We start from the raw sequence: 26,726 nt of genomic DNA on the forward strand, positions 1-26,726 counted from the left end.
TCAGGCTCCGTAGCCGCGCATTGTCTGGCGGTTGGTTTTGACGGCGCCGGCAGGGTCGGCGGCGGCCGTTTCGGATTCTTCCTCCAGCACCAGCCAGCCGTTGAAATTGGGTGCAGCACCAGCGATCTCGATCACTTTGGCCGTGTCACAGACGCCCTTGCCGAGCATCGCCCAGGTTCCATTCGCGTCGACATCCTTCAGATGCACATAGCGGATGCGGTCGCGATAAGTGGTGAGCGTATCCGCCATGTCCTGGCCACCGCGCAAGATGTGGCCGGTGTCGGGCACCCAGCCCACCAGCGAGGCGTCGAGCAGCCCGAAGATGCGGTCGTAGTCGGCGCGGTCGAACAGCAGCGTGTTGTGATGCGAGCTTGGATGCACCGCGACCTGGACGCCGGCCTCGCGCCCGAGCTCGCCGGCTTTGTTGTAGACCTCGGCGGCGATGGCAAACTTGTCGTCGCGCGGCCCGTCGGAAACGATCGTGGCCGAGCCCATCGACACCAGCGCGCCGGGAAAGGCGGCGGCGAAGTCGATCCAGCGTTTGGCGGTCTCGAGGTCGGCGCCGATCTCATCCCTGAGCGTGAAACCGCTCTTGGAGCCGAAGGCGAAGGAGACGAGCGTCAGCCCGGATGACTTCAGCGCGGCGCCGAACTCCGTTGGCTTGCCGGCATAGCGGCCGATCATCGTGTCGGTGATCTCGATGCCGGCATAGCCGCCATCGGCGATCGCCTTGAGCAGATCGTCCGGGCCGCCGGCGAAGCGGTCGCCCAGCATTTCCCAGGTAAAGGTCTGGCAGCCGACTTTCAGGTCTTTCACGGTCATCCTTTCATTCCTTGATTCCACCTCGTTGGAGGGACATCCTACTTGACTGAGCCTGCGGTCATGCCGGCGAGGAAGAACCTCTGGGCAACCAGGTAGATGACCAGGAGCGGCAGCGAGCCGAGCACGCTCATCGCCATCATCTGGTTCCATTCGAAGGCGTGTTGCCCCATCAACAACTGGATGCCGATCGGGACGGTGCGCATGGACGTCGACTTCGTCAGTGTCAGCGCAAAGAGAAATTCGTTCCAGCACAACAGGAAGGTGTAGACCGACGTCGCCACGATACCAGGCAGTGAAATCGGAACGATCACCCGCCACAGTGCGGTCCAACTGGTGCCGCCGTCGACAGCCACCGCTTCATCGAGGTCGCGCGGCAAGGTGTTCAGATATCCCGTCATCAGCAGGATCGCATAGGGCAGCGTGAACACCAGGTAAGTCAGGATCAGCGCGACATAGGTGTCGAAGATGCCATACGAGACGACCAGCCCGAAGAACGGGATCAAAAGCGTGATCGGCGGGATCGTCTGCGTGCTGATGATGAGCGTGTTGAGGCTGCCCTTGCCGCGGAAATTGAAACGGCTGAACCCATAGGCCGCCAGCAAGGCGATCAGCACCGTCAGCACGGTCACTGCTCCGGCGACGAAGTAGCTGTTGAAGAAGAAGCGCAGCTTTACCGGATCACCAAGGATGGCCGCATACGCTTCCAGCGTGAAGGCCTTCGGCAGGACGGTTGGCGGCAGGGCAAAGATTTCGGTGTTCGACTTGAACGAGCTGCTCAGCATCCAGTAGATCGGGAAGGCCGCGAAAAAGAGCCCTGCGGCAAGCGCGACATGGAGCGCGGCGGTGATCAGCCTGTCTTTCGGCGTGTGCCTTTTCCTCATGTGACTACCGAGCCTTTTGATAGCGGATGTAGAACAGCGTCAGGCCGAGAGAGATCAGCAGGATGACCACGGCGCTCGCCGAGGCCTGCGACAGGTTGTAGCTCGAAAACGCCAGCTTGTACGTGTAGGTGCTGAGGACCTCGGTCGAGTAGATCGGACCGCCACCCGTCGTTATCCAGATCAATGGAAAGACCTGCATGGTCCAGATGAAGTCGAGCAGCGAGATGCTGATGATGATCGGCATCAGCTGCGGAATGGTGATGAAGATCAGCTTCTGGTAGGCCTTCGCGCCGTCGATATCGGCGGCCTCGTAGAAATCCTTGGGAATGCCCTGCAAGCCTGCGAGCAGGCCGACCATGAAAAGCGGGTAGCCCGCCCAGATGTTGGCGAAGGTGACGGCGTGCAGCGCGGTCGCGGGCGACGAAAACCACTCGACCTTGGAACCGATGATGCCCATCTGCATGAGAACGCTGTTGACGACACCGTTCGGCTCAAGCAGCAGGCGCCAGATCACCGCGATAATCACCGCGGTGAACAGCCAGGGCAGTATGTAGAGCACGCGCAGAATGTTGCGCAGCGTAGGATTGATGCGGTCGCTGTTCAGCATGAGTGCGAAGAGCATGCCGATGGTCATATGGAAGACGACACTCATGCAGGTGAAGTGGAGCGTGTGCCACAGCGAGGCCCAGAACACCGGATCGGCAAAGATCGCCTGGTAGTGTTTCAATCCGGCAAAGGACGGGTCGCGACGCAGCACCGCGCTGTTCTGGAACGAATAGCCAATCACCGTCACCATCGGCAGCAGCATCAGCAGGCCGATTATGAGGAGCGAGGGTGACAGATAGAGATAGGGTGCGACCGCTCGTTTCAGTCGATGGTGGGAGCGCTTCTGCCGAGTCATGTGCCACCCCTGGGGTATGCCTTCAAGAGGAAGGTGCGCTTCGCAAACAGGTCCATCTCAAGTTGCCGATCCGTTGTTGACGGGTGGCCTGGCCGAGGCCGGGCCACCCGGCGGAAGATAGCAAACGGGAACAGGCAGCTCAGAATTTCTCCACCCAGCCCTTTTGAGCGTTGGCTGCGGCTTGTTCCGGAGACTGCTCGCCGGCGAGCATCTTCTGGGCTTCCACATCGAACTTGGTCATCAGGTCTTCGGCCACCGGCAGCCCCGTGAACTCGTTGGCGAGATAGCCGGTCTTGAAGATTTCGAAAGCCTTGGCGAAAGCCTTGTCCGAGGTCACGAAATCGGGCTTGGCGTTGACGTTGCCCGGGAAGGCGTTTGCAAGCGACACGAGCTTGGCATTCACCTTCTCGCTCATCAGATATTGGACGAGCTTCCAGGCTTCATCCTGATGTTTCGAGGCGGCGGAGATGCCGATGCCCCAGGAGGCGTAGGGAAGGCCGCGCTTGCCGCTGTAGTCCGCCACGACCGGGACCGGGATCAGGTCGAAGTTCAGCTTGGGATTGCGTTTGCGGATGAGGTTCACATGCGCAAGCGAGTCGATCATCATTCCGACCCGATCGTTGACGAATTCCTCGACCTTCTCCTGCTCGGTCTTGGTGGCAATGCCGGGCGAGATGACGCCGGCGTCGTTCAGCGATTTGACGAAGGTGAGCATATCGACCACCGGCTTGCCCTCGAGAGCCGGCTTGCCTTCAACCATCATCGATTGGCCCGAGGCCCAGACCCACGACATCAGGTCGTTCTGGACACCGGACGGCGTTTGCAGCGACAAGGGCAGCACCCAGCCATACTGGTTCTTGTCGGCGTGGGTCATCTTCTTGGCGGCTTCGAGAAACTCCGCGCGGGTCGACGGCAGCTTGGTCACGCCTGCCTGGGCGGCGAGGTCCAGATTGACGAAGACCGGATAGACGAACGAAGCCACGGGAAACATCACCGCCTTGCCGTCCACCTTGATGATATCCGCGACCTGGGTCTTGTCGAACCCGCTCGCATCCATCATCGGGTTCATGTCGGCCAGCGCACCCTGCGCGTTCAGATTGTTCACCCAGGCGCCGTCGAGACCGACGACGTCGCTGAGCGTTCCGGTTGCGGCGCCGACCGAGATCTGGTCTCGCGTGGTCGCATAGGGACCGCTGACCAGCGTCACCTTGATGCCGGGGTTTGCAGCCTCGAAGTCGTTCATGATTGCCCTGAGCGAGCCGCCCGGCAATTCGGGCTCCCACCATTGGGTGAATTCCAGCGTCGTGTCCGCCATGGCGCCGGTTGCACCAAGCAACCATGCGGCCGCGGCTATTTTCAGCATCGCGGGTCGTATCCGAAACATCATTTTCTCCTCCTTCTTCAAGATCGGCCGCACAATGCGGACGGTCGTCTGTTCATTCAGAAGCCTTCTTGTATCTTCCGCAGGCACCTCGCTCCCGCCCGCGGTCTTCCGCAGATCTTCAGATCGCCAGATGCGTTTCGGGATCGAAGAAATGGAACTTGGCATCATCCACGGCCAACCGGATTTCCGAGCCGGAGCGGACGGCGCTGATCGGCTCGAACCTCGCCACCGCGTTCGACGCCAGGCCGAAATCGTCCACCGCATCCGGATCGCCGGAGTCCACCCGGACAGCGTCGATGTTCATGTGGACGATCTGTTCGGAGCCGAGTTCCTCGATCGAGGTCACCCTGGCCGGTATCGTCTGATACTTGCGACCGGATTCAAGGCTGCTGTCATAAAGATCCTCCGGTCTGATCCCGAACACGACCTTGCGCCCCGCATACGACCTCAAGGCCGGCCTGCGCACGAAGGCTGCATCCTGCAGCCGGACGGCGAAGTCGCGAAAAGCGAGCTCGCCGCCCTTCAGGGTCGCCTCGAAAAGGTTCATCGAAGGAGAGCCGATGAAGCCGGCAACGAAGGCGTTAACCGGCGATTCATAGAGCCTCTTGGGTGTGTCGACCTGCTGCAGCACACCGCCTTTCAACACCGCGACTCTGTCGCCCATCGTCATCGCTTCGATCTGATCGTGGGTCACGTAAATGGTCGTGACGCCGAGCTGCTTTTGCAGGCTGGTGATTTCGGCGCGCATTTGCACACGCAGTTTCGCATCCAGATTGGAAAGCGGCTCGTCCATGAGAAAGGCGGCCGGCTCGCGCACCATGGCGCGGCCCATGGCAACCCGTTGACGCTGCCCGCCTGACAGGTTCGCGGGTTTGCTGTCCAGCAAAGACGTCAGCTGAAGAGTTTTGGCGATCTCGTCCACGCGCTTCTTGCGCTCGGCCTTCGGCTTGCCTGCCAGCCGCATCGAAAAGGCGATGTTTTCGGATACCGTCATATGCGGGTAGAGCGCGTAGCTCTGGAACACCATCGCGATGTCGCGGTCCTTGGGCGGCATGTCGACGACGTCGACCCCGCCGATCCGAAGGCTGCCGCTGGTGATGTCTTCCAACCCCGCGATCATTCGCAACGCCGTGGATTTGCCGCAGCCGGAAGGCCCGACGAGGATCAAGAACTCGCCGTCCTTGACCGACAGGTTCAACTGGTCGATTGCGCGAAAACTGTTCCCGTAGGTTTTGCAGATCTTCTCAAGAATGACTTCTGCCATATTCCTCCCTCCACAAGTATAAGCCCTGATTTTTATGATTCTCCTGGGCTTGTGTTCGCCTGCGAAATGTTTCGTCGGATCGTTTCAGGTCATGCTCCAGCATCCACATGCGCATTTTTCAGGTCGACTGCTGACGGCGCGTTCGCCGATGCCAGGAGTTGCGTGACCTGGTCCTCGGTCGGAAGCGCCTCGCGCCCGCCACGCCCCGTTATCGAAACGGCCGCCGCCGCGGCCGCGAATGCGATCCGGCCCGCAGTGTCGGCTCCGCGCGTCAACGCATGGGCATAGGCGCCATGAAAGCAGTCACCCGCGCCTGTGGAGTCGACGACCGCAACCCGGTGCGGGGGCAGGTGCCAGAGACCTGTCTCTTCACGGCCGCGATAGTACACACCCCTGCCTCCATCGGTCAGAACCACGGCGGATCGCGATGGCAACCACAAGGCATCGAGCATCTCGGCAGGCGATCGGCGCCCCGTGGCAGTCCGTGCAAAGCTAAGTGGAAGAATGAGATGGTCGCAGAGCGCGATCAGCCGCTCCGTGGCGGGGCCGCTGCTCCATTCGATATCGCCGAGGATCGCAAGGCCGAGATCGCGAGCCCGAGCCACGACATCCAGCGACCCGGTCGCATAGCTATCGACGATCAGGACGGTTGCGCGGCTGAGGATATCGTCCGGAAAGTCCGGAGCGGTGCCCAGCATCGCATCGTCGTCATACGCGATGAACCTTTCCCCGTCCGAGCCGACGGTGATCCGCGAGTGCACCGGGCGCGCGTCGGGATGGCGCGGCGCGAATGCGGTTTCAATACCGCTCGCCACGAGATCGAGCAGAACGGCGTCGTCCGCGGCACTGGCCAGCCATCCGACGAACCCGGCGGTTCCGCCGAGCCGCGCGACGGCGGCCAGCGCCGTCGCGACATTTCCCCCGAAGGCGCGGGTACTTTGCAGAACCTTACCCTTGCCCGCCGACAATGGCTGATCGACGTAGACGATGTCGTCTATCGCAATAGCGCCGAAGCCGAGGATCGAGGAGATGGTGGGCATCGTTCAGGCACCCGCCTTCGCCAAGGCGTCTTGCGCCGAAAGGCCGTCATGGATGACGCCGCGAAAGGCAAGCGCTGCCTTCTCCGGATCGCCGTGCCCCCAGAGATTGCGGCCGACCACGGCGCCGTGCGCGCCGGCACGGATGGCGTCCGCCGTCTGCTGAAGCGCGCCGAGCAGCGTATCGGTCTTTGGACCGCCCGCGATGACAACCGGCACCGGGCAGGTCCGGACGGTCTCCCGGAACGACTCGAAATCGCCGGTGTAGCCGATTTTGATCACGTCGACGCCGGACTCGTAACCGATGCGCGCCGCATAGGCGATCTCGTCGGGGGTGAAGACGATCTTTGCCCCGTCGGTGAAATCGCGAGGGTAGATATGCGCCACCACGGGCATGCCGTAGCGGGCCGCCGCATTCACCGAATCGGTCAGCCAGCGTATGTATTTGCCCTCCGTCGCGCCGCGCACCGGAATGGCCACGGCCAACGCATCGGCCCCCGCGCGCACCGCGTCCTCGGGCGTTGCGATCAACTCGCTGATGCGATCGTCCGCAGTGAAGCAGCCCGCCTGAATCACCAGGGAAGCTTTGCCCGCATATTGCGGCCACAGATGGCGCGCGGTGCCAGGCTGGATGCTGACGTAGTCGGGTTTGCCCGCCATGACGCGTGCGAGCGCACCCGGCAGGTCGGCAAGGCCGCCTTTGCGCACGTCGCCATAGCCGACGAAGTGGTCGACCGCGCCGCCAAAAAGGTTCCCCGATGGATGCGAGAAGAGGCGCGCGAGGCGCACCTTGGTTCCTAGGCTCATGAGTCCAAAATTCCCTGATCGGTTGATTTAAAAATGCTCGATCCAGTGTTTCCGAAAGAAAAAAGAAAAACAATCTTTCGAAAGCTTTCGAATCTCCATATTTTCGGTAAGGTGAGCCAAGGCCGGCGCGATTGCTCGGCGCAGGCAGGCAAGGGCAGGGCAATGTTGTCGGAGCAGAGACGCCAATCGATCCTGGGCGAGGTGCAACGCAGCGGACAGGTTCGCATCAAGGACCTGTCGGACGGGTTTGGCGTGTCGGAGGTCACGGTGCGCTCCGACCTCGAAATACTGGACCGCAAGGGACTGCTGACCAAGACCCGTGGAGGGGCGGTGACCCGGACCACCGATTCGACGACGGCCGCGTTCGCGCGGCGGATGCAAACGAACCTCGACGCAAAGAAGCGCATCGCCCGGGCGGCGCTCGACCTTTTCGAGCACAACCAGTCGGTCATCTTCGACGGTGGCTCGACCTTGATGCAGCTTGCCATGCAGTTACCGCCGCTCAGCAATGTCGTGGTCGCGGCCACGGCCATGAATATCGTGCAGCATCTTATGCATCGTCCCGGGCTCGACGTTCATATGATCGGCGGCCGGGTCTATCCCGACACGGTGAGCACGCTGATCACCGATGCCGATACGGCTCTCGGCGGCCTGGTAGCGCATCAGGTCTTTGTTGGAGCGCATGCGATAGACTCGTCACTGGATGTGGTCGACGTGAACGAAGACATGGCGCGAACGAAGCGAAACCTCGTTCGCATGGCCCGGCGCGTTGTCCTGCTCGCCGATTCGAGCAAATGGGGCGTCAGCGGGACGTCCAAGGCATTTTCGCTGTCGGCCGTCGATGTGGTGATCACCGACGATGGCCTGCCCGGTCCAATACGCAGCGAGCTTGATAGGATCGGGGCCAAGGTGATCTATGCCTGAACCCATCCCGGTCTCTGATGCGCGACGGAAAGCGCGCATGACCCACGGGCTTCGCAGCGGCCGTCGGCCGTTTTTCATGCCGGTCATGTTCTCCTCCTTGCGCTGGCGGCCTCCCAGTGCACGCCAGAATTCTCATAAGCTCTATAAAAATTTTACGCGCGTCAACATTTAAAGTCCTGTATAGCGGATTGCGGGGGGTCGTGGGAACTGCAACGGTTGCGCAGCATGCCCTTGGCTTGAGAGGAAAGCTGGAAATGCACGGAAAATCAGAGACAAAGCTCGGCATCGGTGTCATCGGCTGCGGCAACATCTCGATGACCTATCTGCGCAATGCAGCGCTCTTCGGTGGTGTCGAGCTACGCGCCTGCGCCGACATTTCCGCTGACATGGCTGAGCTGCGCGCCAGGGAATACGGCATCCGCGCCCTGGGCGTTGACGCGCTGCTGGCCGACCCCGATATCGACCTCGTGCTGAACCTGACAATCCCGGCGGCGCATTTCGACATTTCGTTGTCAGCGCTCTCGGCGGGCAAGCATGTCTTCACCGAAAAGCCGCTGGCAACCTCTGCCGCCGACGGCCGCCGCCTTGTCGCCGAGGCCGCGAAGCGCGGCCTGCTGATCGGCTCGGCGCCGGACACATTCCTGGGTGCAGCCGGCCGCCGCGCGCGCCGACTGATGGATGACGGCGCGATCGGCAAGCCGGTGACCGGCACCGCTTTCATGATGGGACGGGGCATGGAGCACTGGCATCCCAATCCGCAATTCTATTATCAGCCCGGCGGCGGTCCGGTGTTCGACATGGGTCCCTATTACCTGACCGTGCTGGTCAATCTGCTCGGGCCGGTCGAGCGCGTCATGGCGATGGCGACGCGCGGCCAGGAGGAGAGGCTGATCACGGCCGACGGGCCGTTCAAGAACACGACATTCAAGGTCGGCACGCCGACCAACATAATGTCGCTGCTCGAATTCCGCTCGGGCGCCACCGTCACCTTCGGCGCCTCATGGGATGTTTTCAAACACTCCAACCATCCCATTGAACTGCACGGCACCGAAGGCTCGCTCAGGCTGCCCGACCCCGACACGTTCGGCGGCACCGTTTCGCTGTCGGAGCGTGGCGCCGACTGGGTCGATTTCGCCAGCGACAGCGAACTCTACGGCGCCCGCAACTGGCCCTATTCCGCGCCCGACCGCGCCAATTACCGCATGCTCGGCGTCGCCGATCTGGCGGGCGCGCTGGCCACGGGCAGAAAGCCGCGCGCCTCCGGTGAGCTGGCGCTGCATGTGCTTGAGATCATGGAGGCGATCCTGGCTTCGGGCGAAAGCCGTGGCTCGGTTGCCATCAACGGCACGGTCGACCAGCCGCCGCTGCTTGGCGAAGAGGAAGCGGCAACCCTGCTTGCCTGACGGGAGGTTCGTCCGTGACATCGCCACCGTCCCTGCCGACACTCGATCCGGAGGCCCGGCATGTGCTCGAGCTCGGCAGCCAAGCCGGTGCGCCGCCGTTCGAAACGGGAACGCCAGAACAGGCGCGCCGTGCCTATAATGAAGGCTTCCCAAACCTGCAAGGCGAGCGCGAGCTGGTCGCGTCGATCAGCGAGCGCATCATTGCAGGACCCGGCGGTCCGCTGAGGCTCAGGATCTATCGCGGGCAGGGCGCGCCTTCGGCAGGCGCTCCGGCGCTGCTTTATCTCCATGGCGGCGGCTGGGTAATCGGCAATCTCGACTCGCATGACGAGATCTGCCGCTGGTTCGCCAACGAGGCGGGCGCAGTCGTCGTTTCCGTCGACTACCGGCTTGCGCCGGAACACAAATTCCCGGCGGCAATAGAGGATTGCCGCGCAACGCTCAACTTCATGCAAAGCGCGGCGGACGAACTCGGCATCGACGCTGCCCGCATCGCGGTTGCCGGCGACAGCGCGGGCGGCAATCTCGCCACGGTGCTCGGCCTGCTCACGCGGGGGGACAAAAATCCGCCGGCAGCGCAGCTGCTGTTTTATCCCAACACCGATGCCGGGCAGACGACGGACAGCTATCGCCGCTTCGCCATAGGCTTTGGCCTGACCGCCTCGACCATGGCCTGGTTCCGCGACCATTATATCCGCAATGCCGCCGACATCGGCGACTGGCGTACCTCACCGCTGAAGGCGGAAAGCCTCGCCGGTGCGCCGCCCACCTTCATCGCCATCGCCGGTCACGACATCCTCGCCGACGAAGGCGAGGCCTATGCCAGGCGTCTGCAGCAGGCCGGCGTGCCGGTCGTGCTGGAACACTGGCCCGGTCAGATCCACGGCTTCGTCTCGATGGGCCGTCACGGCCCGGCAGCGAGACAGGCGGTTGCCGCCGCCATTGCCGCGTGGCGAAGCTTCGATCCTGCCTTTGGAAAGGCTCAAGCGGACTGACGCATCACCAGGGCGGCGTCGAGGCTGACCTTCGGCGCGACGTTTGCCCTATCCTCGTTGAGCAAAGCGAGCAGTGTCTCGACGCTGCGCCCCGCCATGGCGGCAAAATCCTGCGCGATGGTGGTCAGTGGGGGGCAGGTGTAGCGGCTCAGCGGATGGTCGTCATGGGCGGCGATACGCAGGTCGCAATCGGCCTTGCGGCCGATCTTCAGCCCTTTCGCGAAGGCTGCCGCCATCACGCCGAAGGCCAGGCGGTCATTCGCACACAGTATGGTCTTGCCGGGCAGACCCCCGGTCTTGCCGGGCAGCCCCCCGGTCTTGGGGGGCGGGCCTCTGGGGTTTCCCGGCAGGCCGCTGGCCCCGAGCATCTGTTCCATCTGCTCGTAGCCGATGCGCTCGAAATCCCATGTGTAGTCTCGGGTGTTGCCGATAACCACCGGGTCCTGGCCAAGCTGATGCATCGCGGCGACGTAACTGTTCAGGCGCTCCGGCGAATTGTGATTGACATGCGGGATGTCGAAATAGACCGGGGGGTCGCCGGAGCGGCAGAGATAGTCGACGATGGTCGAGACGCTCTGGGCATTGTTGTTGCCGACAAAGGGCGTGCCGCCTTCGAGATAGGTATCGAAATAGACGACCGGCATTGTCTGGGTCAGCTTCTCCAGCGTGCGCCGGTCCGAGCACAAGCCGAGCGGCGCGATCAGCGCGCCCGAAACTTTCAGCGACAGGATGGTACGTGTCGCCTCCATTTCGAGCTCGGTCGAGCCATGCGAGGAGATGACGATCGGCCAGTAGCCCTCGTCGCGCAGCCGAAGTTCGATACGGCTGACCATTTCGGAATAGAAGGGGTCGGTGACCGTCGGTACGACAATGCCGATGGCGCGGGTGCGCTTGCGGTTGAGGTTGCGGGCAAACAGATTGGGCTGGTAGTCGGACGACCGCAACGCCTCTTCGATGCGCTTGCGCGTTGCCGGCTTGACGCTGGTCGGATCGTCGAAATATTTCGACAGCGTCGGCCTGGAAACACCGCAGGAGCGGGCGAAATCCTCCATCGTCTTGTGCGTCATTGGCATTCAATCCTCGTCTGGCACGCGCCAGAACCTCGGTCATCCCTTGACGCTGCCCACGGTCCTGCAGCCGGCGCGTCTGCCACGCAACGGCAGACGAAATTTACAGGAAACGTCAGTGGGTTCAACGCGCAATGACAGATTATACCGTGCGTAAATTTGTTCAATTGACGCGAAAATTGTCGCGCATCAAAGTCTCGGTCACAAAGAGCGCTGAAACAGTCCAGGCACCATGACACAACAGATCGATCGGCTTCTTTCCCAGCTTTATCGTCGGCTCGATGCCGCCGCGGTTGTGATCGGCGATGCTATCGATCCGCGCTACAGCGACGACCTCTCCGGCAAGGGCGGCGGCCAGCCCGAACTGGTCTTGCGTCCGCGCAACGCCGCCGACGTCGCCGAAATCCTGCGCCTATGCAGTGGTATCGGCCAGAAGCTGGTCGTCCATGGCGGCCGCACCGGGCTGGCCGGCGGCGCGCGCGTGCAGCCGGGCGAAGCGGTGCTGTCGCTGGAGCGCATGACCGCGGTCGAAGCGCCCGACGGCGCCGCGGCAACCATCATCGCGGAAGCCGGCGCGCCGCTGCAAATGGTGCAGGAAGCGGCCGATGCGTCCGGCCTGATGTTCGGCGTCGATATCGGCGCGCGCGGCACGGCGACGGTCGGCGGCAACATCGCCACCAATGCTGGCGGCATTCGCGTGCTGCGCTACGGCATGTACCGCGCCCAGGTGCTGGGGCTGGAGGCCGTGCTTGCCGACGGCTCGATCCTGACTTCGTTGCGTGGCCTGGCCAAGGACAATTCGGGATACGATCTCAACCAGCTTTTCATTGGCAGCGAAGGCTCGCTGGGCGTGGTTACTCGCGCCTGTCTGCGGCTGCATCCCAAGCCCGCCACCGAGGTTGCCGCCTTTTGCGCCCTTGGCTCGCTGGAGGCGGCGATTGCGTTGCTGGGGTTGCTCAAGCAGCGGCTCGGGCCCTTGCTTTCGGCCTATGAGGTAAACTTCTCGCCGCTCTACGGCGCCATGATTGCCGGCATGGCCGCGCCGGCGCCGCTGCCTGTCGGCGCGCCCGTCTATGTGCTGGCCGAGATCCAGGGCAGCCAGGCCGAGCTGGACGGCGAGCGTTTCGCTTCGGTGCTGATGCAGGCGGTCGAGGACGGCATCGTCGACGACGTGGTCGTCTCGCAGTCGCCACGCGAATTCCGTGCGCTATGGGATGTGCGCGAAGAGGCTAACCGATTCCTGTTTGCGATCGAGGGAATGCTCGGCGTCGACATTAGCATCCCGTTGGCGGCCATGGCGGATTTCCTGCGCAACGCCGAATCCGCGATCCACGCCGTCGACAGCCGCGCCGAGATCTACGTCTTCGGCCATCTCGGCGACGGCAATCTGCACTATCAGGTCGACACCACGGAACCGGCGGCCGCCTATGAGATCATCTATCGCGGCGTGGCGGCATGCGGTGGCGCCGTCTCGGCCGAGCACGGCATCGGCCTCGACAAGAAGAAATGGCTGAACCTCGTGCGCAGCGACGCCGAACTATCAGCCATGCGCCGGCTGAAGGTGGCGTTCGATCCGCACAACATTCTCAACCCAGGGCGGATTTTCGATATCATTTGATCGCCGGGAGGATCTAGCTTGCAACTGGCGAGAGCAGCGCGTGGAAGTCGACCGTTCTCATCTGCTCGACGCCGTCCAGAGTCATATTTCCCGCGACATAGACGATGATTGCCAGACCGAGCCAGCCGATCCAGCGATACTTGGCAAGCAGCGCCGCCACCAGCGTCGAGGCGACCGCCATCAGAACCACCGACAGGATGAGACCGAACACCAGCGCATTCATGTCGTGGGCGGCGGCGCCCGCCACTGCCAGCACATTGTCCAGCGACATCGAGACATCGGCGACGACGATCTGCAGGATCGCGGTGCGCAGCGCCTTGGCCGGCCGCGCCGTCGCAAGTGCTGCGGCTTCATTGTCGACGTCCTCGCCGTCGCCGGCCGAGCGCAACTCCTGGAACATGTTCCAGCACACCCAGAACAAAAGCATGCCGCCGACCAGCATGATCCCAGGAATTTCAAGCAGCTGCACCGCGATCACGGCAAAGACGATGCGGATCACCGCCGCCGCGGCAATGCCGGCGACGATCGCCTTCTGCCGCAACGCCTTGGCAAGGCCTGCGGCCGCCATGCCGATCACCACGACATTGTCGCCAGACAGCACAAGGTTGATGGTGATGACTTCCAGATAAGCGGCGACAGTCGTCTGGTCGAAACTCATAGAGCGGTCTCCCCGGAAGGCTCCGGCTGGTTGCGGCGGATCGGACCGATGTCTGCGCAAACGCGAAGACAGCTGATTTGAGTGCAGCCCGGCATTGAAACAAGACGCCAGCGCGGCCAATCGGTCCTCATCCACGGAATTCATCGCCGGGTCGTGATTTCCGACCAGAAATGCCCGCCCCAGAATGCCCATCATGGAAGGGAAGACAAAAGCGTTCCGCTTGCCTATCAATATTGCCGACCAAAGGAGAGACGAGCATGAGCAAGACGGCACTGATTTTCTGGGGCGGATGGGAGGGTCACACGCCGGCCCGCAGCGCCGCTGTCGTCAGCGAGATATTGACCCGGCATGGCTTCGAGGTGCGGACAGAAGAGGGCACATCGGCGCTTGCCGATCCGCAGCTCCCGGCCATCGATCTGATCGTGCCGGTGATCACCATGTCGACGATCGATAAACCGGAGCTGCAAAACCTCACGGCCGCCGTCAGCGGCGGAACCGGCCTTGCCGGGTTCCACGGCACCATGGGCGACAGTTTTCGCAACGAGCCGGCCTATCAGTTCATGACCGGCGGCCAATGGGTCGCGCACCCCGGCGACATCATCCACTACCGTGTCGACATCATCAGCGACGATCCGATCGTCAGGGGTATCGAGGGTTTCGCCTACCATTCCGAGCAGTATTACATGCATGTCGACCCGAGCAACGAGGTGCTGGCGACGACGACGTTCAGCGGTGAGCATCTCGACTTCATCGACGGCGTCGTCATGCCCGTGGTCTGGAAGCGCCGCTACGGCAAGGGCCGCGTCTTCTTCAGCGGGCTCGGCCACACCGCGGATGAGTTTTCCGTGCCGCAAATGCGCACCATCTTCGAGCGTGGGGTGCTGTGGGCCAGCCGGTAACCGGGGCCTGTCCGAGCATGCAACGGCGATATCACGCCTCCGCTACTCGCTAAGCCGCGGCTAACGCTCTATGCTGGCTGAGGTCACGGCGTTCGACCGCCGTCATCGCAACTGAAATGTGTTGTCACGGGGGACATGCATGTTCGGGGTCGTCGGATTAGTAAGGCATGGAAAGTGGTCGCAGCGCTGGCGTCCGCCCGCTCTGGTGGTCGTGGTGTTCGGTCTGTTGCTGCTTGCGCCGCAGGCGGCCAACGCGCAGCTGAACTGGACGCTCGATCCGGCGAATTCGACACTCACCTATCAATCGGTGAAGAAGAACACCATTGTCGAAACCAACAAGATCAGGAACCTCTCGGGCACGCTGACATCGGATGGCGCCGCCAAGGTCACGTTCGACCTCAACTCGGTCGACACCGGCATCGACCTTCGCAATGTCCGCATGCGCTTCCTGTTCTTCGAAACCTTTAAATTCCCGACGGCGGAAGTGACGGCGAAAGTCGATCCCGCCGCTTTTGCCGATCTCGCCACCAAACGGCGCATGAGCGCGCATATCCCGTTTCGCCTGAGCCTGCACGGCGTCGACAAGGACCTTGAGGCCGATGTAGTGGTCACCATGATCACCGACAGCATGGTGTCGATCGCCTCGGAGGCGCCGGTCGCCGTGCATGTCGAGGATTTCGGCCTGTTGCCCAACATCGAAAAACTCCAGCAGGCGGCCAATGTCAGCAGCATCGTCCCGACGGCTTCGGTGTCGTTCGACTTCGTCTTCACCGCTGATGGGGCCAAGCCGGCGGCGGCGCCTGCCGTCGCCGCCGCAGCCCCAGCCGATGCCGGGCCGGTCGCCACAGATGCAGGCAAGACGTCCTTCAGCGACGATGAATGCCTGAACAGGTTCGAGGTGCTGTCGCGCACCGGCGCCGTCTATTTTCGCCCAGCCAGCGCTCGGCTCGATGAAAAGAGCCGCCCACTGCTGGCCGAGGTGGTCGGCGTCGTCGGCAAATGTCCGAAACTGAAGGTCGAGGTTTCGGGCCATACCGATTCCGACGGCTCGCCGACGGCCAACAAGAACCTGTCGGAACGGCGCGCCAAGGCGGTCGCCGACGCGATCATCGCTGCGGGCATTCCATCGGCGCAGATCACGGCTTCCGGCTATGGCGAGGAAAAGCCGGTGGCGCCGAACGATACGCCGAAGAACAAGGCGCTGAACCGGCGGATCGAGTTCTCCGCCACGCCGCTCTCCAACTGAGCCGGTCCTTAACTGAGAAGGCCCGTCAACCGAAAAGGAATCCGGTGCGTTTGGACATGATTGCAAGTTGCGGCAACTTCATGCGCGGCATCGGCCTCGCCGTGCTGGCGCTTGCGTTGACCATGACCATTACCATGACCGCGGCCAGTGCCGAACGCCGCATCGCCCTGGTGCTCGGCAATTCCCATTACCGGAACGCGCCGGTGCTGCCCAATCCGGTGAACGATGCGCAGGCAATGTCCGATCGCCTGAAGGGGCTGGGCTTCGAAATCGTCTCCGGCCTCGATCTCACCAAGGCGCAGACGCAGGAAAAGATCGCGCAATTCGCGCGGCAGGTGCGTGGCGCCGATATCGCGCTGTTCTTCTATGCCGGTCATGGCCTGCAGGTCTCGGGCAGGAATTACCTGCTGCCTGTCGATGCGGCGCTGGAGGACGAGACCTCGCTCGACTTCGAAGCCGTGCAGGTGGACTTCATCCTGCGGCAGATGTCGCGCGAGACCAGCATCAGGCTGGTGTTCCTCGACGCCTGCCGCGACAACCCGCTCGCCGATGTGCTTGCCAAGGAGACTGGCGGCGACAGCACGGCAAGCAGCGGCCTTGCCGAAATACCGATCGAGAATGGCGGCGCCGGCACGCTGGTCGCCTTCGCTGCCAGTCCCAACCAGCTCGCCTATGACGGACCGGGCGAGCACTCGCCATTTTCGGCGGCGCTGCTTGCCCATATCGGCGAGGTCAACGTCTCGATCACCGAAGCGATGAACCGGGTTACGTCGGATGTGTTCAAGGCCACAGCCGGACGCCAGCGGCCCTGGATCAACGTTTCGCTGACCACCGATGTCGTGCTTCACAAGGTCGATCTCAAGGCGCCGCTGATCGTCGGCGATTCCGGCGCGGCTGCGCCCGAAGGCGATACGCAGGCGCGCACCGGCGCGGCCGCCAATCCGCCGGGTACGGACGCCGGCGAGCAGGCGCTGGAACAGCTGCGTGAGGAAATTCCGAAGCTGGGCTCGGACGCGCCAGTCCTTTTCGACGTTCCGGTCAATTTCGGCGACCCGGCGATCGACGGCAAGAGCATCGCCCAACTCATCCAGGGCAAGCCGCACTTCAGTCCGGTCGAGGGCCTGGAAAAGTCCGTCTGGGACAACCAGTGCAGCAACTGTCATCAATGGACCGAGGAGCGGCTGTGCGACCAGGCCAAGACCTACGTCACCAATGATGTCTCGGTGTTGCGCCTGCAACACCCGCTGGGCACGCGCTTCAAGGTGGCACTCGGCAAATGGGCGCAAAACGGCTGCAAATGAGACCGCCAACAATGGGTTGGATCAGATTTCAATGAAATCTCATCACGATCCAGAGCAATCAGGCTCGGCGCAGCGCCTCGGTTTCGGCCAGATGGATGCCCATCTCGACAAAGGCGGTGAGCACGGAGAAACGGTCCGCCACCGCAACCCGCGCCAGTCCGGCCAGTATGCCGGCATTGACGGCATGCGCAGCCGGCAGCGGCCGCAGCCTCGACCCGTTGGTCTGCGGCGTCAGGCCATTGATGTGCCGTTGCGCCGCTAGCGCGATCCAGCCGGCAGGCGTGTGCTGCTGCGTCATCGCCGCCCCGGCGACAGCCTCCCGGCGGCTTGCATTGTTGGGGTCGCCGACCCACTCCTGGATCAGTGCCAGCGTTGCGAGGTCCTGCTCTTCGAGCAGCTCGGTCAGATGCCCCAGGCACTCATGGCCCCACCAGATTGCGGCCCGGTCAGGCAGGAGATAGGCGCAAAAGGTAATCGCTTCCTCGGGGATGCGCCCGGCCATCAGCCGGCGGCAGAACTCGAGCGAGGGTTGGTCGGTCGGAACGGCCGTCATGTCCCGGGCGACAGCCGTGGTCGCGGCGAAGAGATCGCGTGCGGTCTGGAATCGAAGCCCGTTGACCATCGCTGCTGTTATCCTCCCCAAGCCCTCACTCAACCCGCCTGCGAGGCGCGGGTCAAGTCTGTCGACCACCACATGTCCATGACGTTGTTCACAGACAAACGCCTCACGGTTTGGTATATTCCACAGCCGACCGTGATCTCGACAGATCATTGTCGAACAGGAAGAGTTGGCCCGGATCCATGGATCGGGCCTGAGTGAAAATCGGATGCTCGAAACGGGAGTAACCGTTATGCAGCGGCACATTTTAGTCTTGGCATTGGCGACCGTGCTTTTCTCGACCCACGTCTATGCCGACCCACTTCAGAGATCGGAAGACATTGTGAAGTTCTTTGCCGGCGCGATCGATCACGGCGCGGCACGCGGGATTTGTGTCGGCACCGAGGACGAGTGCAAGAGCAAGACCAGCCAGAAAGAAAAGCCCCCGGAGAAGACCGGCCTCGATATGCTGATCAATTTCAGCCTGGATTCGTCCGAGCTCGACGCCAAGGCGCGCAGCGAACTCGACGAATTCGCCAAGGCGCTGAAGGACGATCGGCTGAGCAAGCTGTCCTTCGTCGTCGAAGGCTATACCGACGCATCCGGCTCGGCGACCTACAATGAAGGCCTGTCGCAGCGCAGGGCGCAATCGGTCACCGCCTTCCTCGAATCCAACGGCATCGAATCCACCCGCATCAAGGCGGTCGGTCTCGGCGAGGCCAATCCACGCAATCCCGATCCCTACGATCCCGTCAACCGGCGGGTCGAGATGCGGATCAAGGCGCAGTAGCTTCGCCGGCTGCGTCTTCCGGCCGTCGTCAAACACAACGCCGCGCGTCCAACGGACACGCGGCGTTTTTATTGTTTGACATGATCGATCAGTTCTTGAGCACGCCGCCGACCGCTACGCCGGTGCCGAAGATCAGCGCCTTGGTCAGGAAATCATTATTGTCCCGCGGCGGCGGCTCATCCTCGCGCACGACCTCGCGGTTGCGCCTTTTCTGCACGAACTGCTGTTGTCGGCGCGGCTTCTGGGCGTACTGCTTCTTGCGTGGCTTTTCCGCCACCGGCTTCAGCGTGCGGGCCTTCTGCACCACCTGTTTTTTCGGCTTGTCCACGCCGGCCTGGTCGGCCTCATGCTTGGCACGCACGGCCTCCATCATCGGATCCGTCTGGATAACCAGGAACGCCAGTTGCTCGCGCGTCAGGAAAGTGGTCGGAGGCAGCCCGTTCCCCTCTTGCCAGTCGCCGATCGCTTGCCGGGTCTTGGCGCCGATATTTCCGTCGACGCGGCCAAGCTCGTTGCCCAGCGCCTCGACGCGCAATTGCAGGTCGATGCGGCCCTGGCGATCGAGACCGATCGCGTTCTCCGTCGCCTCGGTGCCCAGCACCTTCTTCATGTCGTCCGAAATGCCTACCGAGGTGCGCACGGCAGAACCCGAGTTCGCTTCTTCGGCAGCAAGCGCGGCGACTTCCCGTTCCTGGGCTTTCGGATCGTTCAGCGCATCGATGTTGAGCCGCGCCACCGTGGCGAAGCGGCCATTCGGGAACTGTTCGAGATAGGCTTCGTAGAATGGCGCGGTGTTGCGCTTCGAGGCCTCGTCCCAAAGCCGCTGCTCGACTTCCCACGAAGGCGGTTCGCTGGTGACGAGAGCGGGGGCGGCCGCTGCCGCGGCGTTCGCGTCATCGGCGGCCGGTTTTGCCACCGGCACGGCTTCGGCGGCCGGTTTGCCAAGGAAAACCTCGCGGCCCAGCGATGCGTTGTGCCATGGCCGCTGGCGGCCTTGCGTGGTCTCGGCCACTTCGCCGCGCACCCGCGTCAGCGCGCTCTGGATCTCGACGCCGGGTTCGGTCAGGTGCCTGGCGAGCGCGGTCGAGTAGGGGCTGTCGACGCCGTTGCCGTCAAAGGCGATGGCGCCCGGGTCGGTGGCATAGGCAATCAGGATGCCGCCGGTGCCGACGCCCTCTGATTTAGGGTCGATCGGCGCCAGGCCGGTGCCCAGCGCGGTGGAGCGGGTCTTCGGCATCGCGGCCGCCAGTGTGCGTGCCAGCGGATTGTCGCGGCAGGCATCGAGGATGATGACGCCGACCGCCGGGTCGGGTGGCAATGCGGCCATGAGGTCGTCGATCTGGACGGTGCGGGTCTTGAGATAGGCAGGTGACGTCAATTCGGCGTCGACCGGGATCAAAAAGTTCTTGCCGTCCACCTGCATGCCGTGGCCGGCATAGAAGATGACGGCGAGGTCGGCATCGTAGGACCGCTCGGTGAATTTGCTGATCAGGCTGTGCATGCCGGCATTGTCCTGGTCGACGCCCTCGATCACCTCGAAGCCGGCATTGCGCAGCGTCGATGCGATGAGATGCGCGTCATTGGCCGGATTGGGCAACTCGACGGCATGGACGTATTTGCTGTTGCCGATGACCAGCGCGACGCGTTTGACGCCACCGGCATCCGGCGCCGCCGCCTGGACGGTGCCAAGCGCGGTCAGCACTAACAGAACAATTCCGCTCAAAAGGACGGCAAACGCTTTCATGGGATCGGCCCTCCGCCCCAATGGGGCGCGTTATTGATGGCTGCGCATGCTAAATTTCACCAGCGACTGTATCGCTTCTGCCAAAATGGCTGTTGGGCGTATGTGATCCCAGCCACAGTTTTGGTTCACAAGGACCCAAAAACCTTCCCAAATATCCGCAAACATACCATTCGCCGGCCTCAGAACCAATCGGCTTGGCGAAAGCCGGGGCAAACTGCCAGCTCTAGCCCGGCTCAAGCGTATTTTGGATGGAGCCGACCAGTGCCGTTATCGCCTCCTTGTATTTTTCGAACTCCGGCGATGTCTGGCGGACTTCCGTCGTCGTCTGCTGGCCCGCATCGGTGGTGGCGGGCGTCGGCAATTTGCGGCCCATCTTCCGTTCCGCCCAGTCGACGACGTAGCTAGCGGTCTTGCCGGTAAGAAATGGGTTGGCCTGGATAACGGACGATCCGAGCACGGCGCTCAACTGCGCCGATCCTGGCGACGCCAGCACCTGATGGGCGCCTTCCATGCCGAGGAAATGGCAGAGATAGAGCCGGCCGGCGGTGATCTGGTGGCCACGCGCCTTGAGATAGGCTTCGCCCTCGCGCGCCAGATTGCGCACCATCTCACGCGAGATGGTGGCGTCGTAGCGCAGCGCCAGCAGATCGGCCGTCGACAGCGATCGCGCGAGTTCGGGACGATAGGTGTTCATCATCCGGATCCAGGTCTTGGATATGAACTGGCCGGCGCCTGTCGCCGAAGACAGCGGGTTCTTGGCCCGCGCGCTACCGCCCGATTCGACGTGGACGATACGGTCGGTCAGCGTTTCGACGGCGGGATCGCTGGAAGTGACGGCGATTGCAGCGGTCACTGTTCCGAGCGGATCGATCGCCTGACCGCTCTGATAGAGTTCGAAATGCAAATGTGGCCCGGTCGACAGGCCGGTGGTGCCGATATAGCCGATAATGTCGCCGGCCTTCACCTTGGTGCCGACACCGCTGGCAATGGCGAATTTCGACATATGCGCGTAGCGCGTCTCGCGGCCGCCGCCATGGGCGATCTTGACCACATTGCCGTAGCCGCCGCCGTCGCCCTGGAAGATGATCTCGCCGTCGAAGGCTGCTGCGATCGGGGTCCCCACGGGTGCTGCCCAGTCGACGCCCTTGTGGATGCGAACAACGCCCAGGATCGGATGCTTGCGCGGCCCGAAGGTCGACGTCATGACACCGTTGACCGGCGTCACCATGCCGTTGGCCACCGTCAGCGAGCGCACCTGGTCATCGCCCGAGACGCAGGAAAACTGGCCGTCGCCCTGCTGGAAAACGAAACAATCCAAGCTCTTTTGCGTGCCTTGGATACCGACATAGAGCACCCGTCCGTCGGTCTCGTTCTTGCCGCGCGGCGTCTGCGAATAGATCAGCACAAGGCGCTGGTCCTCGCTGGCGAAAGCATCCAGATCCTGTCCGCGCGACAGATACATAATGGCTTCGCCGATGATGCCGCTCGGCACATTGTTGCGGGCCGCCGTCGAGTAGATCGCGTCGAGCAGGCGGTATTGCCGTTTCTGCGTGCCTTCGGTCTCGGCGCCCGAATAATTGAACAGGTCCTCGCGCACCCACGGGTCGACGCCCGACACGAAGGCGCCCGCCGCGTTGCGTGTCAGCGTGCCGACAAAGACGTTCCTGGCGTAGATCGAAACCTGCATCAGCGACATCGTCGTGGTCTCGCGCGTCGGCCTGAAGCCGCGCATCGCCACGACATAACCAGGCTGCAGGCCGTCCTTGTCGAACAGCGCCTTCAGCGCCTCGCCGGCAAGCTTTGCGTCGTCGGCGGAAAAATGCGCATCGAGCGCCACGCTGTCCAGGCTGCGGTCGTTGAGGATTTTCACGAAAATGTCCTCGGTCGCCTCGAAGCGCTGGTATTCCGAGCTGACGGTGGCAACGCTGGTGTTGTTTTCGACCGGTGTCTTCTGAAAGGCGGGGAGTGCTGCTTCGCCCTCATCGATGGTCTCGCCCCAGCCGGCCTCGGGGTCATCGGCCGCCGCCGATGCACCCGGAGCGACCTGCGGGTCAGGAGCTGGGCCGGAGGCCGCCGGAGCCCCGTCCGCGCCGGGCGATGGTTGAAGATCGTTCTGCAGGTCATTCTGCGGATCGTTGGGTTCGGCGGGTGGCGCGACCGCGGTCTTCCGCTGCGCCTGAAAGAAAGCGAAATCCTCTTGCGTCGACGGGATCGTCGTCATGAATTTTTCGCTGGCGCTCAGCATCACGTCGGAGAGAACCATGATCTGAGGGGAGATGCCGGCCTGGTCGAGCTCCGTCGGGCGCGGCATCCCGCGGCTCTTGGCGGCGCCGGCCTCCGGCGCCAGTGTGATCCACATCGGGTCGCCGGCAAGGTCGATGATGGCCGGCACATAGACCGATGCGTCGGCCGGTACGTCGTCCGAGCCTTCGACGGCGTGCAGTTCCTCGTCCTCGTCGCCGAACGACCAGTAGTCGGCGGTAAGATAGAAGCCGGTGGCAATCGCGGCGAGGACGATTGTCGCCAGGCCAGCCGCCAGCCCGAGCCAGTTCCTGCGCCTGCGCAGCGCGGCGCGCGCCTGCTTCTTTGCCTTGAAGCTGGTGTCGATGCTGTGCGTCACGGCGCGCTTCCGGTCAGGAAGAAGGTCCAGCGCCCCTGTTCCTGGGTGTCGACTTCGAGAAACTTCGCCGCGATATGGCCGCGCTGCCAGCATTCATCGATGCCGCGGATCGAGAACCGCCGCCGCTCGATGCACATGTCGGTGGAGCCTGCCAGAATGGCGTGGCCGAACACATCCGTCGCGTAGATGTAGATGTAGCGGTTGGTCAGCTCCTCGCGAATGACGTTGACGCATTGATTGGCGCCGATGGTCCACCAGCCATCGGTCTGGTCGGCATCGTCGATCTTCTGACCTACGGCAAGATTGACGACGTCGAGCGTCTGGTTGCAGACGGTGAATTCGGCGCGCGCCTGCCCAGTGGAAAGAAGCGCCAGCAACAGCGTCGCAACCGCGCTCGCGGCGAGCTTCACCCGCACATTCCGGGCAAGCAGGACGGGATCTCGGCGACGGCGTTGCATCGGCGTCGGTGCTAGCCGCCGAGGCGGAAATATTTGGCGGTCGCCGAAAATGCCGAACTCCTGGCGCCGATCTCGTCGAGTATCCTGGGCAACAGCACCGAGGCCGGCGTCGGCGTTGTGAAGTCCGCCGCCTTAATGTCCTGCGGCCCGGTGATCACCATGATGATCTGCGGCAACGCCTTGCCTGCCGCCTTGTCGGCGGCGCCGAGCCCGATCGGGATCGAGAAGGTCGCCTTGTCGGCTTGTACGACAACATGGTCGTCGAGGTTGAAGGCGATGCCCCTGTGGTCGATCAGGAACACGCTCGACACCAGCCCGCCATGCGTCACCAGCGTGCCGTCGATCGGCGAGCCGTCCGGCACCGATGTCTGGTCGAGGACAAGCTGCGGCCTGTCGGCCGTGCTCGCGCCCATGAAACGCAGGAAGCCGGTGATCCCGCATTGCGGGGGCTGGATAAGGCGGACGCTGATATCCGGCTCGACATGGAACTTCGCCTGGAATTCCCCAAGCAACTGTTCGAAGGGTGGCACCGACGTGCCGAAGCCCTCGATCGCGACACCCTTGTCGGTGGCCGACGTCACCGTCGCATAAAAACAGTCACCACCATTGAAGGCGCGTACCCAGGTGGCCCGCTCCGCGGCCGCATCGGCCGGTGGCGGCACCTCCGGCTTGGGCACGTTCATGGCAATTTCGGGCTCTGCCGGCTTGTCGGCCTGCTCACCGCTGGCGATATCGGGCTGGCTTGGCTTGGGCTCCGCGGTCGATTCAGGCGCCTGCGTGTCCGGCTTGGGCGCCTGCGCGGCCGGTTCAGGGGCCTGCGCCTTGGGCTCGGGCGCTTGAGCGGTGGGTTCCGGCGCCGGTGCTGTGGGCGTGGGTGCCTCGGCCGTCGGTTCAGGTGTTTGCGTGGCCGGCGCTGTCGCCTTGGGCTCTACCGGCGGACTGACAGGCTCGGGGTTCTTCGCGGCATCGGACTGTGACGGGCCGGATGGCGGTTGCAGCGCGACGGTCTTGTCGGTTGGTGCGGCCGGCAGCGGGGCCGTAGCGCTCGACGCGACTGGCGGCGTCGGCTGCGGCTCGACCGGCGCTTTGGCCTGATCTTCAGCCGGAGTCTCCGCTGGTTGCGGCTTTGGCACCGTCTTCTCGACCGGCGCAGTGTCCGGAACGGGCTTGTCAGCGACGATCGGCTTTGTCAGTTCGGGTTGGAGCGGCTTGCCGGTGTCGGCGACGCGAGGCCGGTCTCCGAATCCCACGATACTCGATGCATAGAGCCCTCCAAGCGATACCACGGCCACCGCCGACAGCACCGCGATCGTCAGATTTCTGCCTGTAGTAGCACGCTTCGGTGGTGTGCTTGCTCGCTTGGGAGTTTCAGCAGCCGGTTTCGGCTGCGACAGGTGCGCCGGGCGCACGTGCGGCACGAAAGACGGCTCCGCCGTGCCGCTTGGCGGGGCCGAACCGAAGCCTTGGGCCGGCGAGTCCCCGACCTTCGAGACAGGCCCTGCGGTCTGCCCGGTTCGCGGCAGGCCGGGCCGGGGCGCGAGCGATGCCGGCGGCAAGGTCGCGTCGCTGTCGTCGCGCGTCAACCGGGCGATTTCGGCCATGCTGGCCGGTCGATCATCCGGGTCAGGCTGCAGCATCGCTTCGACAATGTCCCTGAAATCGGCATCGATGCCGGAGAGATCAGGGACGGTCCGCCGTTTTTCGACGATCTCGTATTGCGAGCCGCCCATGTCGATCGGCTTGCCGCGCAGCGCCGCCGCCAGCACCAGCCCCAGGCTGTAGATGTCGGACTGTTCGCTGACCTCGCCGCCATAGAGCCCGAGCTGCTCGGGGGAGACGTAATTGTATTTTCCGGCAAACTTGCCGCCGATCAGCGTCTCGCCACCGACCGCGGCCGATCGCGCAATGCCGAAATCGATGATCTTTGCCCGCTCGACCCGGCCGCCCGGCAGGATGATGTTGTCGGGCGACAGATCGCGGTGGATGGCGCCGGCCTGGTGCACGGCGCTCAGGCCCGAGGCCAGCCGGTGGCACAGTTTGCGCACATCCGGAGTCGCCATCGCCCCGCCGCGCATGACGTCGTACAGCGACTGGCCGTCGACGAATTCCATCGCCAGATAGGGCCGCCCGATGCCGGGATCTATGGTGAAGACGTGGTAGCGCACGACCGCGTCATGCGACAGATGGTTGAGGATCGAGGCTTCCTTGCGAAACAGCGACAGGATCGTCTGGTCGCGGGCGAATTCCGGCAGCACGATCTTGATCGCGACATGATCGCCGGTCTGGATGTTGTGGCCGCGATAGACTTCGCCCATGCCGCCCGACGCGATGCGTTCGTCGAGCTCGTAGATGCCGCTGAGCTGCGTGCCGACGCTGGTATCCGCCATGTTGGGCAATAGCCGAGTCTTGTCGTCGGAGCTCATCGGTCGCGGCCTTCTGCTCGGGACAGGCCATTGCCTTTGTCTCTGATCTTGACCAGAACGATGGTGACGTTGTCCGTGCCGCCGCGCTCAAGCACCATGGAAAGCAGCTTTTCGCAGGCAGCCTGCGGCGCTGCCGAGAGCACTGCAGCCGCAATCTCCGCGTCACTGACATGCGCCGTCAGGCCGTCCGTGCTGAGGATGAAAATGTCGCCGGCAAGGGTCTCTCCCTGCTGGAAGTCGATGGCGATTTCATCGTTGACGCCGATGGCGCGGGTGATGACGTTGCGGCGCGGCCAGTTCTCCGCTTCGGCCGCGCTGATCGCGCCGCTGTCGAGCAGTTCCTGGACCTCGGTGTGGTCGCGCGAAATCTGCGAGATCGCGGCGTTGCGCACGAGATAGACGCGGCTGTCGCCCGACCACAGGCAGGCGAACCTGCCGTCCATGGCCAGCAGTGCGGCAACGGTGGAGCCGATGGTCACGCCGCGTGAGCGCGAAATCCGGCGGATCTCGGCATGCGCCCGGTTCAGCCGATCCTCAAAGCGGGCGCGCAGATCCGGCGCCGAACTGGCGATGCCGATCGTCGCCAGATGCTCGACAATGCTTGCCGAAGCGACTTCTCCGGCCTCGTGCCCGCCCATGCCGTCGGCCACCACCCAGAGGCCGATCCGCGGCTCGACCAGGAAGCTGTCCTCATTGTGGTCACGCACGCAGCCCTTGTGGCTCACGCCGTAGCTCTCAAAGGCGGCATCGTTCACTTGCCTACGCTCCGCAACGCCTTGGCTGACGTGCCTGGCCAGTCTGCCACAGCCCCATTCATTAGAGTATCGAAATCTAAGCCGCTGATGACGGACCGTGTGGTGCCGCCGCTGTCTCTGCGTCCTGCAAT

Annotated in this window: 23 protein-coding genes; 8 read left to right on the forward strand and 15 right to left on the reverse strand. The window is 63.3% G+C overall.

The genetic code is table 11. The features are described from left to right. From NKJ78_RS13655 to NKJ78_RS13685, 7 genes are all read right to left on the reverse strand, one after another. Entirely contained in the window at positions 1-822 is an 822-nt protein-coding gene (locus tag NKJ78_RS13655) for a sugar phosphate isomerase/epimerase family protein (protein WP_023738390.1), read from the reverse strand. Positions 823-860: 38 nt separating this feature from the next. Next, the gene (locus NKJ78_RS13660) at positions 861-1,703 is read right to left on the reverse strand and encodes a carbohydrate ABC transporter permease (RefSeq protein ID WP_023726308.1); all 843 of its coding nucleotides are present in this window, start codon (positions 1,701-1,703) and stop codon (positions 861-863) included. Positions 1,704-1,707: 4 nt separating this feature from the next. Beyond that, positions 1,708-2,604 (reverse strand): carbohydrate ABC transporter permease, encoded by an 897-nt coding sequence (locus NKJ78_RS13665; protein ID WP_352562477.1) that lies wholly within the window; start codon positions 2,602-2,604, stop codon positions 1,708-1,710. 139 nt (positions 2,605-2,743) lie between these two features. Next, positions 2,744-3,991 carry an ABC transporter substrate-binding protein gene (locus NKJ78_RS13670; protein WP_352460146.1) on the reverse strand — a complete coding sequence of 416 codons (1,248 nt, stop codon included), beginning with the start codon at positions 3,989-3,991 and terminating at the stop codon, positions 2,744-2,746. Between the two features lie 115 nt (positions 3,992-4,106). Further along, on the reverse strand, positions 4,107-5,252 hold the full coding sequence (locus tag NKJ78_RS13675) for an ABC transporter ATP-binding protein (RefSeq protein WP_023686996.1): 1,146 nt from the start codon (positions 5,250-5,252) through the stop codon (positions 4,107-4,109). A gap of 89 nt (positions 5,253-5,341) precedes the next feature. Further along, positions 5,342-6,292 (reverse strand): PfkB family carbohydrate kinase, encoded by a 951-nt coding sequence (locus NKJ78_RS13680; protein WP_023738393.1) that lies wholly within the window; start codon positions 6,290-6,292, stop codon positions 5,342-5,344. Between the two features lie 3 nt (positions 6,293-6,295). Continuing rightward, positions 6,296-7,096, reverse strand: coding sequence for a beta/alpha barrel domain-containing protein (locus tag NKJ78_RS13685; protein WP_023682642.1), 801 nt, complete (start codon positions 7,094-7,096; stop codon positions 6,296-6,298). A gap of 162 nt (positions 7,097-7,258) precedes the next feature. Between NKJ78_RS13685 and NKJ78_RS13690 the strand changes: the two genes are divergently transcribed. From NKJ78_RS13690 to NKJ78_RS13700, 3 genes are all read left to right on the forward strand, one after another. Next, entirely contained in the window at positions 7,259-8,020 is a 762-nt protein-coding gene (locus tag NKJ78_RS13690) for a DeoR/GlpR family DNA-binding transcription regulator (protein WP_023724284.1), read from the forward strand. Positions 8,021-8,274: 254 nt separating this feature from the next. Then, positions 8,275-9,423, forward strand: a complete 1,149-nt coding sequence (locus tag NKJ78_RS13695) for a Gfo/Idh/MocA family protein (protein WP_023738394.1) — start codon at positions 8,275-8,277, stop codon at positions 9,421-9,423. A gap of 14 nt (positions 9,424-9,437) precedes the next feature. Continuing rightward, positions 9,438-10,418, forward strand: coding sequence for an alpha/beta hydrolase (locus NKJ78_RS13700; protein WP_352460144.1), 981 nt, complete (start codon positions 9,438-9,440; stop codon positions 10,416-10,418). Here the strand turns inward: NKJ78_RS13700 and NKJ78_RS13705 are convergent. Further along, positions 10,406-11,491: a LacI family DNA-binding transcriptional regulator gene (locus NKJ78_RS13705; protein WP_352562478.1), complete on the reverse strand. Its 1,086-nt coding sequence runs from the start codon at positions 11,489-11,491 to the stop codon at positions 10,406-10,408. The genes NKJ78_RS13700 and NKJ78_RS13705 overlap by 13 nt on opposite strands. Before the next feature lie 226 nt (positions 11,492-11,717). Here NKJ78_RS13705 and NKJ78_RS13710 point away from each other — a divergent pair, with 226 nt between their 5' ends. Continuing rightward, complete coding sequence (locus NKJ78_RS13710; protein ID WP_352460810.1) at positions 11,718-13,103, forward strand: FAD-binding oxidoreductase; 1,386 nt, start codon at positions 11,718-11,720, stop codon at positions 13,101-13,103. Positions 13,104-13,116: 13 nt separating this feature from the next. Here the strand turns inward: NKJ78_RS13710 and NKJ78_RS13715 are convergent, their stop codons facing one another. Continuing rightward, positions 13,117-13,761, reverse strand: coding sequence for a YjbE family putative metal transport protein (locus NKJ78_RS13715; protein ID WP_352460809.1), 645 nt, complete (start codon positions 13,759-13,761; stop codon positions 13,117-13,119). Between the two features lie 257 nt (positions 13,762-14,018). Between NKJ78_RS13715 and NKJ78_RS13720 the strand changes: the two genes are divergently transcribed. The 3 genes from NKJ78_RS13720 to NKJ78_RS13730 all read left to right on the forward strand — a co-directional run bounded on the left by NKJ78_RS13720 (position 14,019) and on the right by NKJ78_RS13730 (position 17,207). Continuing rightward, positions 14,019-14,660, forward strand: coding sequence for a ThuA domain-containing protein (locus tag NKJ78_RS13720; RefSeq protein WP_352460808.1), 642 nt, complete (start codon positions 14,019-14,021; stop codon positions 14,658-14,660). 139 nt (positions 14,661-14,799) lie between these two features. After that, positions 14,800-15,906, forward strand: a complete 1,107-nt coding sequence (locus NKJ78_RS13725) for an OmpA family protein (RefSeq protein WP_352460807.1) — start codon at positions 14,800-14,802, stop codon at positions 15,904-15,906. A 56-nt stretch (positions 15,907-15,962) separates the two neighbouring features. Further along, positions 15,963-17,207 (forward strand): caspase family protein, encoded by a 1,245-nt coding sequence (locus tag NKJ78_RS13730; RefSeq protein ID WP_352460812.1) that lies wholly within the window; start codon positions 15,963-15,965, stop codon positions 17,205-17,207. A gap of 58 nt (positions 17,208-17,265) precedes the next feature. On the opposite strand, the gene NKJ78_RS13735 is transcribed toward NKJ78_RS13730, so the two are convergent. Then, the gene (locus NKJ78_RS13735) at positions 17,266-17,829 is read right to left on the reverse strand and encodes a DUF6931 family protein (RefSeq protein ID WP_352460806.1); all 564 of its coding nucleotides are present in this window, start codon (positions 17,827-17,829) and stop codon (positions 17,266-17,268) included. Positions 17,830-18,058: 229 nt separating this feature from the next. Here NKJ78_RS13735 and NKJ78_RS13740 point away from each other — a divergent pair, with 229 nt between their 5' ends. Beyond that, complete coding sequence (locus tag NKJ78_RS13740) at positions 18,059-18,595, forward strand: OmpA family protein (protein ID WP_352460805.1); 537 nt, start codon at positions 18,059-18,061, stop codon at positions 18,593-18,595. 88 nt (positions 18,596-18,683) lie between these two features. Here NKJ78_RS13740 and NKJ78_RS13745 read toward each other — a convergent pair whose 3' ends face one another. From NKJ78_RS13745 to NKJ78_RS13765, 5 genes are all read right to left on the reverse strand, one after another. Continuing rightward, positions 18,684-20,339, reverse strand: a complete 1,656-nt coding sequence (locus NKJ78_RS13745; RefSeq protein WP_352460804.1) for a caspase family protein — start codon at positions 20,337-20,339, stop codon at positions 18,684-18,686. A gap of 223 nt (positions 20,340-20,562) precedes the next feature. Then, a complete protein-coding gene (locus NKJ78_RS13750) occupies positions 20,563-22,959 on the reverse strand; it encodes a M23 family metallopeptidase (RefSeq protein WP_023738402.1) in 2,397 nt (798 codons plus the stop codon). Then, a complete protein-coding gene (locus tag NKJ78_RS13755; RefSeq protein WP_023738403.1) occupies positions 22,956-23,369 on the reverse strand; it encodes a DUF1036 domain-containing protein in 414 nt (137 codons plus the stop codon). Before NKJ78_RS13755 ends, NKJ78_RS13750 begins: the two co-directional genes overlap by 4 nt. 59 nt (positions 23,370-23,428) lie before the next feature. Next, complete coding sequence (locus tag NKJ78_RS13760) at positions 23,429-25,840, reverse strand: serine/threonine-protein kinase (protein WP_023738404.1); 2,412 nt, start codon at positions 25,838-25,840, stop codon at positions 23,429-23,431. Next, a complete protein-coding gene (locus NKJ78_RS13765; protein ID WP_023692196.1) occupies positions 25,837-26,595 on the reverse strand; it encodes a PP2C family protein-serine/threonine phosphatase in 759 nt (252 codons plus the stop codon). The genes NKJ78_RS13760 and NKJ78_RS13765 overlap by 4 nt, the downstream gene beginning before the upstream one ends. Positions 26,596-26,726: the final 131 nt, after the last annotated feature.

This window comes from Mesorhizobium sp. M0037 (assembly GCF_040323635.1).
Taxonomy (GTDB): Bacteria; Pseudomonadota; Alphaproteobacteria; order Rhizobiales; family Rhizobiaceae; genus Mesorhizobium.